Here is a 13,909-nt window from a genome sequence, read left to right as displayed (position 1 = left end):
GCGAGGCAGGTGGGAGACTGACGCGGTGAACCTGGTCCTGGCCGCCATCGCGGTCATCGGCGTCTCCCTGTCCGGCCCGCTCATGGCCGCGACCGCCGCTCCCGTGCTGGCGATCGCCTTCTGGCGCAACGCCATGGCCACCGGCCTGCTGGCGCCGTTCGCGCTCACCCGGCACCGTGCCGCGATCACGGGGCAGAACCGCCACGGCTGGCTCCTCGCCTTCGTCGCCGGAGCCGCCCTCGCGGCCCACTTCGCCTGCTGGGTGGCCTCGCTCAAGCTGACGTCCGTGGCCGCGGCGACCGCGCTGGTGTCGATGCAGGTGCTGTTCGTGATCGCGATCGACGCGCTGCGGGGCCACCGCGCCGCGCCGGCGGTGGTCGGGGGAGCGCTGCTGGCCGTCCTGGGCGTCGTCGCGATCTCCGGCGTCGACCTGTCGATCTCGCGCGAGGCGATCCTCGGTGACGCCCTGGCCCTGGCGGGCGGACTGTTCGCCGCCGTCTACGTCATCGTCGGCTCGCGGGTGCGCGAGACGCTCTCGACCACGGCCTACACGTTCACCTGTTACGGGATCTGCTCGGCGATCCTGCTGGTCGCCTGTCTGGCTGCGGGCGTCCCGCTGGGCGGCTGGTCGGCCCGGGCCTGGATGCTGATCGTCGCCGTCATGGTGTGCGCCCAGCTGCTGGGCCACTCGGTCATCAACCACCTGCTGGCGGTGATGTCGCCGGTGGTCGTCTCGCTGATGCTGCTGCTCGAGGTGCCCGGCGCCGCCCTGCTCGCCGCGGCCTTCCTGGGCGAGGCCCTGCCGTGGGCCACGTACGCCGGGATCGTGCTCATCCTGGCCGGCCTCGCGGTGGTCACGGCGGCCAACGGACGAGCTCGACCGGCCGAGACGCTCGTCGCGGACTGAATGGTGCGTCCCCGGACGGTGCGGCCGATCGAGTCACTGTAGGCTCGCCCCGATTCCCACCGAGATTCGAGGAGCACCGTCATGGGGCGTCTTGTCAGTACCGAGGGTTTGACCGAAGAGCAGGTCGAGATCCTCAAGGTCGTGCGTCAGTTCGTCGAGAAGGAGATCATCCCGGTCGCGACGGACCTGGAGCACAAGGACGAGTACCCGACCGACATCGTCGAGGGCCTGAAGGAACTGGGCATCTTCGGCCTCATGATCCCCGAGGAGTTCGGTGGACTCGGCGAGTCGCTGCTGACCTACGCGCTGGTGGTCGAGGAGATCGCGCGCGGCTGGATGAGCGTCTCGGGCGTCATCAACACGCACTTCATCGTGGCCTACATGCTGATCCAGCACGGCACCGAGGAGCAGAAGGCCAAGTACCTGCCCAAGATGGCCACCGGCGAGGTCCGCGGCGCGTTCAGCATGAGCGAGCCCTCGCTGGGCTCGGACGTCGCGGCGATCAGCACGAAGGCCACGAAGCTCGACGACGGCTCGTACGAGATCACCGGCCAGAAGATGTGGCTGACGAACGGTGGCTCGTCGACGCTGGTCGCGGTGCTGACCAAGACCGACGAGGGCGCCGACAGCGTCTACAAGAACATGACCACCTTCCTGGTCGAGAAGGAGCCCGGCTTCGGCGAGACGGCTCAGGGCGTCACCGTCCCGGGCAAGATCGAGAAGATGGGCTACAAGGGCATCGACACGACCGAGATGATCCTGGAGAAGCACAAGATCGGTGCTGACCAGATCCTCGGCGGCACGCCCGGCAAGGGCTTCTACCAGATGATGGACGGCGTCGAGGTCGGCCGCGTCAACGTCGGCGCCCGCGCCGTCGGCATCGCGAACCGCGCCTTCGAGCTGGGCATCGCGTACGCCCAGCAGCGTGAGACGTTCGGCAAGCCGATCGCCCAGCACCAGGCCATCTTGTTCCGCCTGGCCGAGATGGCCACCAAGGTCGAGGCCGCGCACACCATGGTCGTGCGCGCCGCCCGCCTGAAGGACTCCGGCAAGCGCATGGACGTCGAGGCCGGCATGGCCAAGATGCTCGCCAGCGAGTACTGCAACGAGGTCGTCGAGGCGTCGTTCCGCATCCACGGCGGCTACGGCTACTCCAAGGAGTACGAGATCGAGCGCCTCTACCGCGAGGCCGCGTTCATGCTCATCGGCGAGGGCACGTCCGACATCCAGAAGATGATCATCGGTCGCAACCTGCTCAAGGACTACAAGCTCTGAGTCCACGCACCCGCGTCGTCGACGGCCCAGCATCCCCGTGATGCTGGGCCGTCGCCCGTTGGCGGGTCTAGGCTGAGGAAATGGCCCAGATCTTCTCGTTGGAGTACCCGCAGTCGCTCGGCGTCTATGACGACTACGCGGCCGCCCAGAAGGCGGTCGACCACCTCTCGGACCACGACTTCCCGGTCGAGAACGTCCTCATCGTCGGCACCGATCTCAAGCAGCTCGAGCGCGTGACCGGCCGGCTGACCTGGGGTCGGGTGATCCTCAGCGGTGTCGCCGGCGGCGCCTGGTTCGGCCTCCTGATCGGCCTGCTGCTGGGCATCTTCGCGGCCGAGGGGCAATGGCTCGAGGCGGTCCTGACCGGCGTGATCCTGGGCGTCGTGTGGGGCGCCATCATCGCCGCCGTCGGGTACGCGATGAGCCGCGGGCAGCGCGACTTCTCGAGCGTCAAGACCATCCTGCCGAGCAAGTACGAGCTGCTCGTCGAGCACAAGTACCTCGCGCAGGGCCAGACCCTGCTGGGCGAGATGCCCGGAGCGGCGACCACACTCTGACCGTCGTGGGTCAGTCCTCGCGGACCAGGTGCAGGCGCCCGCGCGCCTCGCGACGGAAGCCCGGGCGCGCAGCGAGGTAGTCGTCGACCGCCTCGCGGCAGCCCGACCACGCGTAGTAGTCGTCCAGGACGATCCGCCCGCCGGGTGAGATCAGCGGCGCGATCCGCTCGAGGCAGGTCATCGTGGAGTCGTACCAGTCGCCATCCAGGTGGGCCAGCGCGATCGGCTCGTCCAGATCGATCGTGTCCTGGAACAGGCCCTTCACCAGCTGGACGCTCGACGTCTCGGGCGGGACGCCCAGGCGGGTGAAGCTCTCACTCACCTCGGCGTACAGGTCGTCGCGGTAGCCGTAGTAGAGCTCGCCACCGACGCCCCGGGCCCGGCCGTCCGCGATCGTCGCGTAGCGCTCGTGGACATCGGCGCCGTCGCGATCCGACGGGGGCGGGATCTGGTCGAACACGTCGTAGACGTACATCGGGCGAGCCGGGGACTTCGCCGCCGCCATCACGATGGCCGAGCCACCCCGCGCCGTGCCGGCCTCCACGAGCGCGCCGGGGACACCGTCGGCCTCGATGTCGAGCACCGCGCGCGCCAGCGTCGACAGGTGGGGGAGCGCCAGGTAGGTCAGGTGCTCGGCGCGCACCCGGCGAACCGTGGCGGCGACGTGCTCGGGGACCCGGGAGTCGAGCAACTCGTCCTCGAGGGCGGCCACCCGGGCACGCAGCTTCTGGGTGACTCGCTGCGCGCGCTTCAGCTCGCGCGCCAGCTCGTTCCCCTCCTGCTGGTCGGACTTCGCCCGCCGGCGCAGCCTCTCGACCTCGCGCTCGGCCTCCTTCAGGCGCGAGCCCGGCGTCAGACCACGAGCGAACTCCCTCAGCGACACCATGGGCGACATCCAAACACCATCAACGCGCACACCGCCACAGCAAGTCCGCGGGCTGGTGCCCGTAGACTCCGCAGGGGTCCCGCTCGTCCAGTCCCAGGAGCCCTGTGCACCGCCTCTCGCACCTTCGTTCGGCCGTCTCCCGTCGTCTCCGGCCCTCGGGCGCATCCGCGGCCTCGGCTGGGCAGGTTCGCGACGCGCGAGCCGAGTCGCGTCGGTGGGCGCAGGCGTACGAGCAGCTGCTGGCCGCAGCGCAGGGCCGCCGTCCGGGCAAGCCTCCTCGTGAGGTGCCCGAGGACGCCGTGGCCGGAGTCGCCAAGCGGCGCGATCCTGCGCTGACCGATTGGCTCCTCGCCGGCACCGAGCCGTCCGTCGCCTACGCACGCGCTGCTCGGGAGATCGTTCTCGGGCAGGGCGCGCCCCGCGGGCAGGCCTTCGCCGACGCACTGGTCGCCCGTCTGGGAGGCGCGCCGGGGCATCTGGCCGCCGCCACCGTCGCATACCACCGCAAGCTGACCGCTCTGGCGGACCACCACTTCTCGCAGGTCACGGAGTCCGAGGCGCTGACCGCCGCGCCCCTGGAGCTGGTCGGCACGCTGTTCGCCTGCGACCCCAAGCGAGCGCAGGCCACCGTCGAGCGCTGGCTCGCCGAGGACCTCGACCTCGGGACGCAGACCTGGTTCGATGCCCTGCGCCACGTGTGGCCGACGGGCGATGCCGAGCTCACCGCGCGCCTGCACGAGCGGGTCGTCGCGACCCACGAGGCCACCGGATCCCCGGGCTGGGCGGATGCCGAGCTGCACATCACCTGGATCGATCGTTGGCGCGGCGCGACCCGCGGACGCAGCCTCCCGACGCCCACCGGCCGGGTGCCGTTCGCGGTCATCGACTACGTGCAGCCGGGCCGCACCAAGACGTCACAGAACATCGGCGACCACATCCAGACCCTCGCGAGCCTCGGTCACGTCGCCCGTCACCAGAACCTGCGCTGGCACGGCGAGGAAGGCCTTCCCGAACTGCTCGGCGACCTGCAGCAGCGCGTCCGCCCCGAGCTGCGGCTGGACACGGCCGCCGGTGACGTCGAGCTCTACCGGATGGAGCGCGACGCTTCCTCCTTCCAGGCCTTCCCCGAGGGCACCTGGCTGCTGGAGTTCGGCTGGCACATGCACGACCTGCTGGCGTCGGGCGTCTGGGACTTCCCGCTGCACCCGAACCTGCGGCCGATCTTCGTGTCGTTCCACTGCAACAAGCGCGCGCTGCTCACCGAGGAGTCACTGGAGTACCTGCGCACCTACGGCCCCATCGGCTGCCGCGACTGGACGACGGTCGACCTGCTGCTGTCGCTGGACGTTCCGGCGTTCTTCTCCGGGTGCATCACCACGAGCGTCAGCACCGTGTTCCCCGAGCTGAGCGAGCGTCCTGAGCCGGCCACCGTGTACGTCGACCACGTGCGTGGGCCGGTGCCGAAGGGCCAGCGCAACATCAAGCAGAGCCGTGCCATCGTCAAGCGCCGCTCGTTCATCGAGAACATGCGCGAGGCGATCACCCTGCTGGAGTGGTACCGGACCAACTTCACCGACGTCGTGACGATGCGCCTGCACTGCTACCTGCCGACGCGCTCACTGGGCCTCGCGGTCGACTTCCAGCCCAAGTTCAACGCCGACATCCGGTTCAACGGGCTGTACGACATCGATGACCGGGAGTTCGACGCGATCCGCGCCCGGATGATCGAGCGGCTCCAGCCGGTGCTCGCCGCGATCCTGTCCGGCGCCGGAGAGGACGACGTGTACGCGCTGTGGCGCGAGACCGTCGCCGGCGAGGTCGCCGCCGCGCGCGCCCGGCACGATGCCGTCATCGCGCTCGACGCCCCCGGCGCGAGCGCCGCCGAGCTGGTCGCGCCGCTGGCCGTCCAGGACGCGCCGGTCGGAGCGGACGCGGTCGACGTGGTGCTGGTCGCCGCCGAGCGCGACCTTGCGCGGCTGCCGACCTTCCTGACGGCCGCCGCTGCCGCGAGCTCGCGGCCGCTGCGCTTCCACGTGCTGGCCCCGCTGGCCGATCCCGGCGTGAGCGCGCCCACCGGACACGAGGTGCGATGGGTCGACACCACGTCGGTCCCGGCTGCGGAGCGCAAGGCCGTCGAGGTGCTGGTTCCCGAGCTGCTCGGCGGTGTGCGTCGCGCCGTGCTGCTGCCGATGGATGCGATCGTTCTGGGCGACCTCGCCGAGCTCGCCGGCCTCGACCTGGGAGGGCACGCCGTGGCGGCCCGCGACACGACGTTGCCGGGTGCGAGCGGGTTCCAGGTGTTCTACGACGCGGCCCGGCGGCTCGACGACGACCCGCACGGGGCCTATGACTTCTACCGCAGGGTGCACGCCCGGCACGTGTTCGACTTCGACGCGTACGACACCGCCGTGCTGGTGCTGGACCTGGAGCGGCTGCGCGCCGAGGGATTCACCGACGAGATGCTGACGCACGTGCGGGCGTTCGGGCTCACCACGCGTGAGGCGCTCCACCTCTACGCGGGTCCACATCGTGCCGCGGTGCCGCCGCAGTGGGCTCACGTTCCGACGCGCGAGCACCTCGACGAGGAGCCGAGCCTGGTGCACTGGGCCGACCGCGCCAAGCCGTGGTCGGGCACGTACGTGGCGCGCCAGGAGCTCTGGCCCACCACGGCGGCGGCGCCGGTCAGCCCTCGGTGATCGGGCCGAGGATGACGCGCTTGACCCGGCCCTCGACCTCGACCTCGAGGACGGCCTGAGTCGGCCATCCGCCGGGGATCCACTCGACCGAGGGACCCGTCAGCTCGACGACCGTGCGCCGGACCCGCGAGAAGCGCCGGCGGTGCACGGGCCCGACGGCGCGCAGCAGGACCGAGCGATTCCTCTCCCTGACCTGCACGGCCGCGCTCACGTCGGCATTGCGGCGAGCGCCCGAGACGGTGAACGACACCTCGGCACGGATCCCGTCCGCGCTGCGGGACAGTCGGTGCTCGCGCACCTTCACGGTGATCGCCGGTCCCCGGGACAGGCGCCGGGACCGGGCGGTCTCGAAGACGGCGGCCCACTGAGCCGTGATCGGACCGTCGGCGAACCGTTGCGAGGACGCGACCGCTGCACGGCGCATCGCGGCCCGCTCGTGGCTCGGCATGGTCACGACGCGCTCGATCGCCGCAGCGAGGGCGGCGACGTCGCCGGCCGGAACCAGGAACCCGGAGACTCCGTCCTCCACGATGTCGGCGGGACCGTAGGCGATGTCGTAGGCGATCGGGATGCAGCCGCGCGACATCCCTTCGGCCATCACCAGGGGGAATCCCTCGGCGCTGCTGGTCAAGGTGAAGAAGGAGGCCGTGGCGAAGCGCTCGACGGCGGCACGGTCGAAGCCCAGCAGGCGCACCTGCTCGGTGAGACCGGCTGCGGTGATCCGTGCGGTGAGCGGCTCCTCCTGCGGGCCCCGGCCGTAGATGTCGAGTGACACCGCCAGGCCCGCGTCGCGAAGGCGCGCGATGGCGGCGATCGCGTGCTGGTGGCGCTTGCGAGGGCTCAGGCTGCCGACAGCGACCCCCTCGGTGGGGACTCGGTCGTCACGAAGGAGGTCGGCCGGGTCGCCCTCGGGGAGGTTGGTGGCGTTCGGGACGATGTCCACGCGATCGCCGACCTGCAGCAGAGCATCCAGGTCGGCGTGCTGGCTGGCGGAGAGCACGACGAACCCGTCCCACTCCGTGACGGTGGTCAGCGCCCTCCAGCGGGTGCGCTCCACCCGGTCGAACGGGCGGCGTGCCCCGGGGGCCAGATGGGAGGCGTGCACCAGGTGCACGAGGTTCGCGTGGGGGTTGTGCCAGTCGGCGAAGATCGGGACGACGCGCTTGCCGTCGACGATGAAGGTGGCCTCCTCGCCGCCGACCACATGGTCGAGCCAGGCGCGGTAGAACTCGTGCACCGCGGACCAGCCGACGACGGGCCGGCCCTCGGCGTCGCACAGCACGATGGAGCGGCCATCGACCGTGCCGCGGGCGTGCGGGTCTCGTCGGTCGCTGATCGCGAGGGAGCCGTCGGGGCGCAGGAGGTCGGTCTGCAGGACGCGGCCCTCGTCGCTGAAGCGCCGGCGCACTCCCGGACGCACCTCGTGCTTGACGTCGAGCGGATCGAAGGCGCCGAGAGCCTCCTGTCGGGTGTTCGACAGGCCCGACGGGACCTCCTTGACAGTGCCCATCTCGTACCAGGCGTTGCGCACACGGACCCGCTCCGAGAGCATCCCCTGGGCGCGCAGGTGCGCCTCGATCTCGGGCTGGTCGAAGTTCCACGTGAAGGTGACCACGTCGACCGGGGTGTCGGCGAGCCAGTCGAAGGCGCTGCTGCGGCGCAGCAGCGCCGAGGTCATGCCGCCGAAGGTGTGCGGGACGTTGTGCGTGGCCGCGAACTGCCGACCGCCGGGCAACAGGATCGGGTCGTGCGTGTCCATCGCGCTCCTCGGTGTCGCAGGTCGGTGCCCGACGATATCCCGGTGCGCGGGCCGAATCGGCCCGGACACCGCTGTTTTTTCGAGGGAAAGACTCTGGCGATCGCGGAGATGCCTGGGGGCGGACCGGGCCGGGGACGGAACCTGCCGGCCGCGACCATCGTCTCGCGACGGGTGAGGCGGCCGGTACGGTGTAGGGCATGCCCCTCGCCAAGGACGTCGCCCTCAAGGTCCCTGCCGTTCGGCGCCTCAAGGAGGACCGTGACGCTCTCCAGGCCGAGGTGAGGCAGTTGCGCAGCGAGGCCGAGGACCTGCGGCGCCAGTTGCGCATCGAGCGGGACGACAAGGAGTACTCCTACGTCTTCATCGTGACGTACGGCCGCACCGGCTCGACGCTCCTGCAGGGGCTGTTGAACTCCATTCCGGGGTACCTCATCCGGGGTGAGAACGACGGCGCCCTGGAGTGGATGCACGAGAGCTACCGCCGCATGGAGAAGCGGATCGGGACGAAGCAGGGAAGCCAGCCGGTCAACCCGTGGTTCGGCCTGGACAACTACTCGCCGGACGAGGCTGCGGCCTCGGTCCGTCGCCACCTGCAGCAGGTCTTCATCAAGCCCGAGCCGGACACCCGGGTCACGGGCTTCAAGGAGATCCGCTGGTGGCGTCGCGACCTGGTCGAGACGCTCGAGTTCACGCGACAGGTGTTCCCCGGCGCGCGGTTCGTGCTGAACACGCGCAACCCCGAGGACGTCGTCAGGAGCAAGTGGTGGGCCAAGTACGACCGCGACGAGGCGCTGGCGAAGGTGGCCGACTATGACGGGCGTCTGGAGCGCGCGCACCGCGAGCTGGGCGACCTGACCTACCCGCTGCACTACGACGACTACGTCGCGGACCCCGGCGTCTTCGAGGGCCTGTTCCAGTGGCTGGGTGAGTCCTTCGACCGCGAGCAGGTCGACCGGGTCATGGCGACCCGGCACTCCGTGGGCTGACCCGTCGCCTGAACACACCGGCTCGGTGATGGGGCTGCTGTGATCGGCTGTGCGGGTGCAACCGGAGTAACTACAGTGGGACAGGTGCGACTCGGGGGAGTCGCGAGACTGGAGTTTCCATGCGTCTGCGCCCCGCCGCCGTGGCGATGGCCTCGATCCTGGCCGTCGGCCTGCTCGCGGGACCGGGCGTCACGGCGCCCGCCGGTGCCGCGGGCTCCCGCTGCGCCGCCCACGGTGAGGTCGTCCGCGAGACCTCGGCGGGCGGCCGCCTCGCCGGTCGCACGCCTCTGCTGGTCGCGTCCTACAACACCGCCGGCTACAACAGCTCCGCCCGCACGCAGGCACCGTGGGAGGCGCGGGCCGACCGCCTCGTCGGCATGATCCTGCGTTGTTCCCCGGACGTCATCGGCCTGCAGGAGGCCTCGGAGGCGTGGATGCAGCGTCGTGCCTTCGGCCAGCGCAACTACAGCCAGTACGAGCACGTCGTCGACCTGATGAACGCACGCACCGCCGGTGCGCCGTACCGGGTGACGAACGCGTATCGCGAGTTCTGCCCGACGACGGGACGCAACCCCGCCGTCTGGAACGGGACGTACAAGGGCGCGCAGGCACCGTGGCGCACGTGCACCACGGCGCCGGGCCGCAGCTCGTCGGACAACCGCACGATCTACGACTCCCGGGTCATGACCGTGGTCAGCCGGGGCTCGGCGCGGCTGTCCCGAGCGACCTCGAACGTGCGCACCGTCGACTGGACCGTCTTCCGGCTGAACGCGAACGGCAAGCTGTTCGCGTTCGCGAACACCCACTTCGACGCGAAGTACCGCGGGAAGCCCATCACCTCGTCGGCCTCGAACGCCTTCCGCCGAAAGCAGGCCGCGCAGGCGATGGCCGTCGTGCGGAAGGTGCGGGCGTACGGCGGGCGGACGCTGCCGGTCGTCGTCACCGGTGACCTGAACAGCTCGGGGCGCACGATGGCCAGGACGGGCGCCGACGTCATGACGAAGGGCGGGTTGGTCGACCTGCTGGGCACCGACCGCCGGGTGTACCGCTCCAAGAGCACGAAGTGGCGCGGGTCGTGCAGGTCCGTCGGCTCGACCAGCAGCCTGGGCGCCGTCGGCAACCCACGCGTGCCGTTGCACGTGACCCGACGGATCACGGCGTACTACAACACCTCGAACGCGATGGCGGGCAAGAAGGCGGGCACGGCCGTCAACCGCTGCATGTTCAAGGACAAGAGGTTCAAGCGGCCGCGCGGCGCCAGTGCGAAGTCGTACTACCGCCACCAAGGTGTGCGGATCGACTACATCCTCACGTCGGGCTTCCTGGGCCGTGGCTGGGAGACCGTCGTGGACGCGAACCTGCGCCGCGCGAAGTACCGGGTGACCCCTCCGTCGGACCACAACATGGTCGCCGCGACGCTCGCGTTCTGAGCATCCGCCATGATGGTGCCGCACCATCGGCGACTGTGAGGACGACATGAGCAAGACGAACCCGGGCAACTTCTTCGAGGACTTCACTCTCGGGCAGGTGATCGACCACGCGACACCGCGCACGATCACCGAGGGAGACCGGGCGGTCTACGGCTCGCTCTACCCGACCCGGTTCGCCGTGCCGTCCTCGGCCGCGTTCGCCGCGTCCGTCGGCCTCGACCCCCACCCGGTCGAGGATCTCATCGGCTTCCATGTCGCCTTCGGCAAGACCGTCCCGGACGTCTCGCTCAACGCCGTCGCGAACCTCGGGTACGCCGAGTGCCGCTTCCACCGGCCGATCGTGCCCGGCGACACGATCTCGACCTCGTCCGAGGTCATCGGGCTCAAGCAGAACTCCAACGGCAAGACCGGCGTCGTCCACGTGCGCTCGACCGCCACGAACCAGCGCGGCGAGGTCGTCATCGACTGGGCCCGCTGGGTCATGGTGCACAAGCGGAACGTCGAGGCGCCCGCGCCCGAGACCGTCGTGCCCGAGTTGGCGCCCTTCGTCGCGCCCGAGGACCTGATCCTCCCCGAGGGGCTCGACTTCACCGGTTACGACTTCTCCGCGGCCGGAGAGCCGCACCGCTTCGACGACTACGAGGTCGGCGAGAAGATCGACCACGTCGACGGCGTGACCCTGACCGAGTCGGAGCACCAGCAGGCCACGCGGCTGTGGCAGAACACCGCGAAGGTGCACTTCAACGTCGAGGCCCGTCCCGACGGCAACCGGCTGATCTACGGCGGCCACGTCATCTCGATGGCGCGTGCGCTGTCGTTCAACGGACTGGCCAACGCCCAGCTGATCGCGGCCATCAACGCCGGGGCGCACACGGCCCCGGCGTTCGCCGGCGACACGGTCTACGCCTGGAGCGAGGTGCTCGACAAGGCCGAGACCTCGGCGCCGGGCGTCGGTGCGCTGCGCCTGCGCCTGGTGGCCACGAAGGGTCGCGACGAGTCGATGACGCTCAAGGGCGAGGACGGCAAGTACGCGCCCGGCGTGCTGCTCGACCTCGACTACTGGGCACTCGTGCCACGCTGAGTCCATGGAGCAGACCGTGGGGGAGACCGAACTCTGGCTCGTGCGGCACGGTGAGACGGAGTGGAGCCGGACGTGGCGGCACACGTCGTTCACCGACCTGGAGCTGACCGAGACCGGGCGGGCGCAGGCGCGAGCGCTGCGCCCGCTGCTCTCCGGCGTCGGCTTCAACCGGGTCTGGAGCAGTCCGCGCCGGCGCGCCCTCGAGACCGCGCACCTGGCGGGGTTCGATCCCGAGATCGTCGAGGACGTCGTCGAGTGGCACTACGGCGAGTACGAGGGAGTCACGACCGAGGAGATCCGCGAGACGGTGCCGGGATGGACCGTCTGGACCCATCCCTCGCCCCTGGGGGAGTCGCCCGAGCAGGTGGCCGAGCGGCTCGACCGGGTCGTGGACCGGGCGCGGTCGCTCGGCGGTCGCACCCTGGTCTTCGCGCACGGGCACTCCCTGCGCGTCCTCGCGGCGCGCTGGCTCGGCCTCGAGGTCGCGGACGGGCGGGTGTTCCTGCTGGACACCGGCACGTACTCCGTCCTGGGCGACGACCGCGGCCAGCCGGTCGTGATCCGGTGGAACGTCCGCGAAGAGGCCGAGGAGGACAGGCCTTAGTCTTCGTAGGGTGCGTATCGACCTCCACACCCACTCCACCCGGTCCGACGGCACCGACACCCCGGCCGAGCTCGTCCGCAAGGCGAAGCTGGAGGGGCTGGACGCCGTCGCGCTGACCGACCACGACGCGACCGAGGGCTGGGCCGAGGCGCAGGAGGCCGCCGACGAGGTGGGCCTGCGACTCATCCGCGGCATCGAGATCTCGACGCAGTACGAGGGCCTGAGCGTCCACCTGCTCGGGTACGAGTTCGATCCGACGAACGAGCCGTTGGTCGAGGAGCTGCACCGCGTGCTGGGCGGGCGCAACGACCGCCTGCCGCGCCTGCTCGAGAAGCTCGCCGCGCTCGGCATGCCGCTGACCGAGCAGGAGGTGCTCGCCGTCGCCGGCGACGCCGCGGCCTGGGGCCGTCCGCACGTGGCCGACGCGATGATCGCCAAGGGATACATCAAGGATCGCGACGAGGCGTTCCGCGACTGGCTCGTCCCGGGCAAGCCCGCGTACGTCGGCCGGTACTCGGCCGACCTGTTCGAGGCCGTCCGGCTGCTGCGCGCGGCCGGGGGCAAGCCCGTCATCGCGCACGCGTGGGCCCGCGACAGCGGCGCCAAGATCACGCCCGAGCTCCTGGCCGAGCTCGCCGAGGCGGGGCTGGCCGGCATCGAGGTCGACCACCCCGACCACGACGCGCAGGCTCGCGCGGGTCTCGCGGCCATCGCGGACGATCTCGGTCTGGCCAAGACAGGCTCCAGTGACTACCACGGCACCGGCAAGGGGCCGGAGTTCCATCTCGGCGCCAACCTCACCGATCCGGCGGAGCTGGAGCGCCTGCTGGGTTGATCTGCGACTTTCCGTGACGGCTTGCCATGATGGAAAGTCACGAGGTAGACTTTCCATGTCGGAAAGTCGAGCTCAGGAGAGATCATGGACGAACGGGACGAGGCGCGCGAGGCGCTCGAGCAGATCGCGGCGACGCGCCGCACCACGGCGCACCGGGTGGCCAGCCCGAAGGGCTACTACGCACTCGCCGGCGCCGGCGTCGGGCTGGTGATCCTCGGTCTCGGCCTGGATGGGTGGGCGCGCTGGGTGCTCTACGGCACCGGGCTGTTGATCGTCTTCGGGGCGATGCAGTGGTACACCCGCCACACCGGCGCGGTGGCGTGGGCGACCCTGCGTGAGCCCGGCGCCTGGCGCGCGTGGCTCATGGCGGGGATCTCCTTCGTCTCGATGGGAGTCGCGTTCTTCGGGCCGCTGCCGGCAACCGTCGCCGCGGTGGTCACCGCCGCCTCGTGGGCGGTCCTGGGTCCGGCGTGGGACGCCGACTGGGTGCGCAGCATCGAGAAGCAGCCGTGAGCGCGGGCACCTTCGATCCGCTGATCCACGCGCCGCACCGGCTCCAGATCTGCGCGATGTTGGACACCGTCGACAAGGTCGAGTTCGCGCTGCTGCGCGACGAGTTGGGCGTCAGTGAGTCGGTGCTGAGCAAGCAGGTCAAGGCGCTGGAGGATGCCGGCTACGTCAAGGTGTCGAAGGGCGCGCGTGAGGGACGCGTGCGCTCCTGGGCCGCGTTCACCAAGGCCGGGAAGAAGGCCTACCGCGATCACGTCGCCGCGCTGCGCGCGATCGTCGGGTAGTGCTATCTTCGTTCTTGAGCGAGTGCTCAAGAACGAAGGCGGTGGCCATGAGGCCGGTGGATGTGTGGGGAGCGGGGCTGATTGCCTCCGCTGTCGCGG

The 13,909-nt window shown here is 70.5% G+C and carries 13 protein-coding genes; 11 read left to right on the top strand and 2 right to left on the bottom strand.

Annotated features, from left to right (window positions below):
- Window positions 1-25: 25 nt before the first annotated feature.
- The 3 genes from NP095_RS11775 to NP095_RS11765 all read left to right on the top strand — a co-directional run bounded on the left by NP095_RS11775 (window position 26) and on the right by NP095_RS11765 (window position 2,739).
- Entirely contained in the window at window positions 26-907 is an 882-nt protein-coding gene (locus NP095_RS11775) for a DMT family transporter (RefSeq protein WP_232418703.1), read from the top strand.
- Window positions 908-988: 81 nt separating this feature from the next.
- On the top strand, window positions 989-2,182 hold the full coding sequence (locus tag NP095_RS11770; protein ID WP_232418704.1) for an acyl-CoA dehydrogenase family protein: 1,194 nt from the start codon (window positions 989-991) through the stop codon (window positions 2,180-2,182).
- An 80-nt stretch (window positions 2,183-2,262) separates the two neighbouring features.
- On the top strand, window positions 2,263-2,739 hold the full coding sequence (locus tag NP095_RS11765) for a general stress protein (protein WP_232418705.1): 477 nt from the start codon (window positions 2,263-2,265) through the stop codon (window positions 2,737-2,739).
- Between the two features lie 10 nt (window positions 2,740-2,749).
- Here NP095_RS11765 and NP095_RS11760 read toward each other — a convergent pair whose 3' ends face one another.
- Complete coding sequence (locus NP095_RS11760; protein WP_232418706.1) at window positions 2,750-3,634, bottom strand: TylF/MycF/NovP-related O-methyltransferase; 885 nt, start codon at window positions 3,632-3,634, stop codon at window positions 2,750-2,752.
- Window positions 3,635-3,729: 95 nt separating this feature from the next.
- Between NP095_RS11760 and NP095_RS11755 the strand changes: the two genes are divergently transcribed.
- Window positions 3,730-6,321, top strand: coding sequence for a glycosyltransferase (locus NP095_RS11755; protein WP_232418707.1), 2,592 nt, complete (start codon window positions 3,730-3,732; stop codon window positions 6,319-6,321).
- Here the strand turns inward: NP095_RS11755 and NP095_RS11750 are convergent.
- The gene (locus NP095_RS11750) at window positions 6,308-8,080 is read right to left on the bottom strand and encodes a glycosyltransferase (protein ID WP_232418708.1); all 1,773 of its coding nucleotides are present in this window, start codon (window positions 8,078-8,080) and stop codon (window positions 6,308-6,310) included. The two genes, NP095_RS11755 and NP095_RS11750, sit on opposite strands and share 14 nt — an antisense overlap.
- Window positions 8,081-8,277: 197 nt before the next feature.
- Between NP095_RS11750 and NP095_RS11745 the strand changes: the two genes are divergently transcribed.
- The 7 genes from NP095_RS11745 (at window position 8,278) to NP095_RS11715 (ending at window position 13,810) form a co-directional block, all read left to right on the top strand.
- Entirely contained in the window at window positions 8,278-9,066 is a 789-nt protein-coding gene (locus NP095_RS11745) for a sulfotransferase (RefSeq protein ID WP_232418709.1), read from the top strand.
- 119 nt (window positions 9,067-9,185) lie between these two features.
- Window positions 9,186-10,496: an endonuclease/exonuclease/phosphatase family protein gene (locus tag NP095_RS11740; RefSeq protein ID WP_232418710.1), complete on the top strand. Its 1,311-nt coding sequence runs from the start codon at window positions 9,186-9,188 to the stop codon at window positions 10,494-10,496.
- Between the two features lie 46 nt (window positions 10,497-10,542).
- Window positions 10,543-11,577: a MaoC family dehydratase gene (locus NP095_RS11735; protein WP_232418711.1), complete on the top strand. Its 1,035-nt coding sequence runs from the start codon at window positions 10,543-10,545 to the stop codon at window positions 11,575-11,577.
- 4 nt (window positions 11,578-11,581) lie between these two features.
- Window positions 11,582-12,181 (top strand): histidine phosphatase family protein, encoded by a 600-nt coding sequence (locus NP095_RS11730; protein WP_232418712.1) that lies wholly within the window; start codon window positions 11,582-11,584, stop codon window positions 12,179-12,181.
- A 10-nt stretch (window positions 12,182-12,191) separates the two neighbouring features.
- On the top strand, window positions 12,192-13,016 hold the full coding sequence (locus tag NP095_RS11725; RefSeq protein ID WP_232418713.1) for a PHP domain-containing protein: 825 nt from the start codon (window positions 12,192-12,194) through the stop codon (window positions 13,014-13,016).
- 84 nt (window positions 13,017-13,100) lie between these two features.
- Window positions 13,101-13,529, top strand: coding sequence for a hypothetical protein (locus NP095_RS11720; RefSeq protein ID WP_232418714.1), 429 nt, complete (start codon window positions 13,101-13,103; stop codon window positions 13,527-13,529).
- Entirely contained in the window at window positions 13,526-13,810 is a 285-nt protein-coding gene (locus NP095_RS11715; RefSeq protein WP_232418715.1) for a transcriptional regulator, read from the top strand. Before NP095_RS11720 ends, NP095_RS11715 begins: the two co-directional genes overlap by 4 nt.
- The last annotated feature ends 99 nt before the right edge of the window (window positions 13,811-13,909 follow it).

The organism is Aeromicrobium duanguangcaii, assembly GCF_024508295.1.
In the GTDB taxonomy this organism is placed as follows: domain Bacteria; phylum Actinomycetota; class Actinomycetes; order Propionibacteriales; family Nocardioidaceae; genus Aeromicrobium; species Aeromicrobium duanguangcaii.
Note: the sequence above shows the minus strand (reverse complement) of the source record. Positions and strands in the feature narration are given on the sequence as shown.

Bases quoted from the DNA above. Each gene is read 5' to 3' on its own strand.
- NP095_RS11770 (WP_232418704.1), top strand. From the start codon at position 989: ATGGGGCGTCTTGTCAGTACCGAGGGTTTGACCGAAGAGCAGGTCGAG.
- NP095_RS11765 (WP_232418705.1), top strand. From the start codon at position 2,263: ATGGCCCAGATCTTCTCGTTGGAGTACCCGCAGTCGCTCGGCGTCTAT.
- NP095_RS11760 (WP_232418706.1), bottom strand. From the start codon at position 3,634: ATGTCGCCCATGGTGTCGCTGAGGGAGTTCGCTCGTGGTCTGACGCCG.
- NP095_RS11750 (WP_232418708.1), bottom strand. From the start codon at position 8,080: ATGGACACGCACGACCCGATCCTGTTGCCCGGCGGTCGGCAGTTCGCG.
- NP095_RS11745 (WP_232418709.1), top strand. From the start codon at position 8,278: ATGCCCCTCGCCAAGGACGTCGCCCTCAAGGTCCCTGCCGTTCGGCGC.
- NP095_RS11740 (WP_232418710.1), top strand. From the start codon at position 9,186: ATGCGTCTGCGCCCCGCCGCCGTGGCGATGGCCTCGATCCTGGCCGTC.
- NP095_RS11735 (WP_232418711.1), top strand. From the start codon at position 10,543: ATGAGCAAGACGAACCCGGGCAACTTCTTCGAGGACTTCACTCTCGGG.
- NP095_RS11730 (WP_232418712.1), top strand. From the start codon at position 11,582: ATGGAGCAGACCGTGGGGGAGACCGAACTCTGGCTCGTGCGGCACGGT.
- NP095_RS11720 (WP_232418714.1), top strand. From the start codon at position 13,101: ATGGACGAACGGGACGAGGCGCGCGAGGCGCTCGAGCAGATCGCGGCG.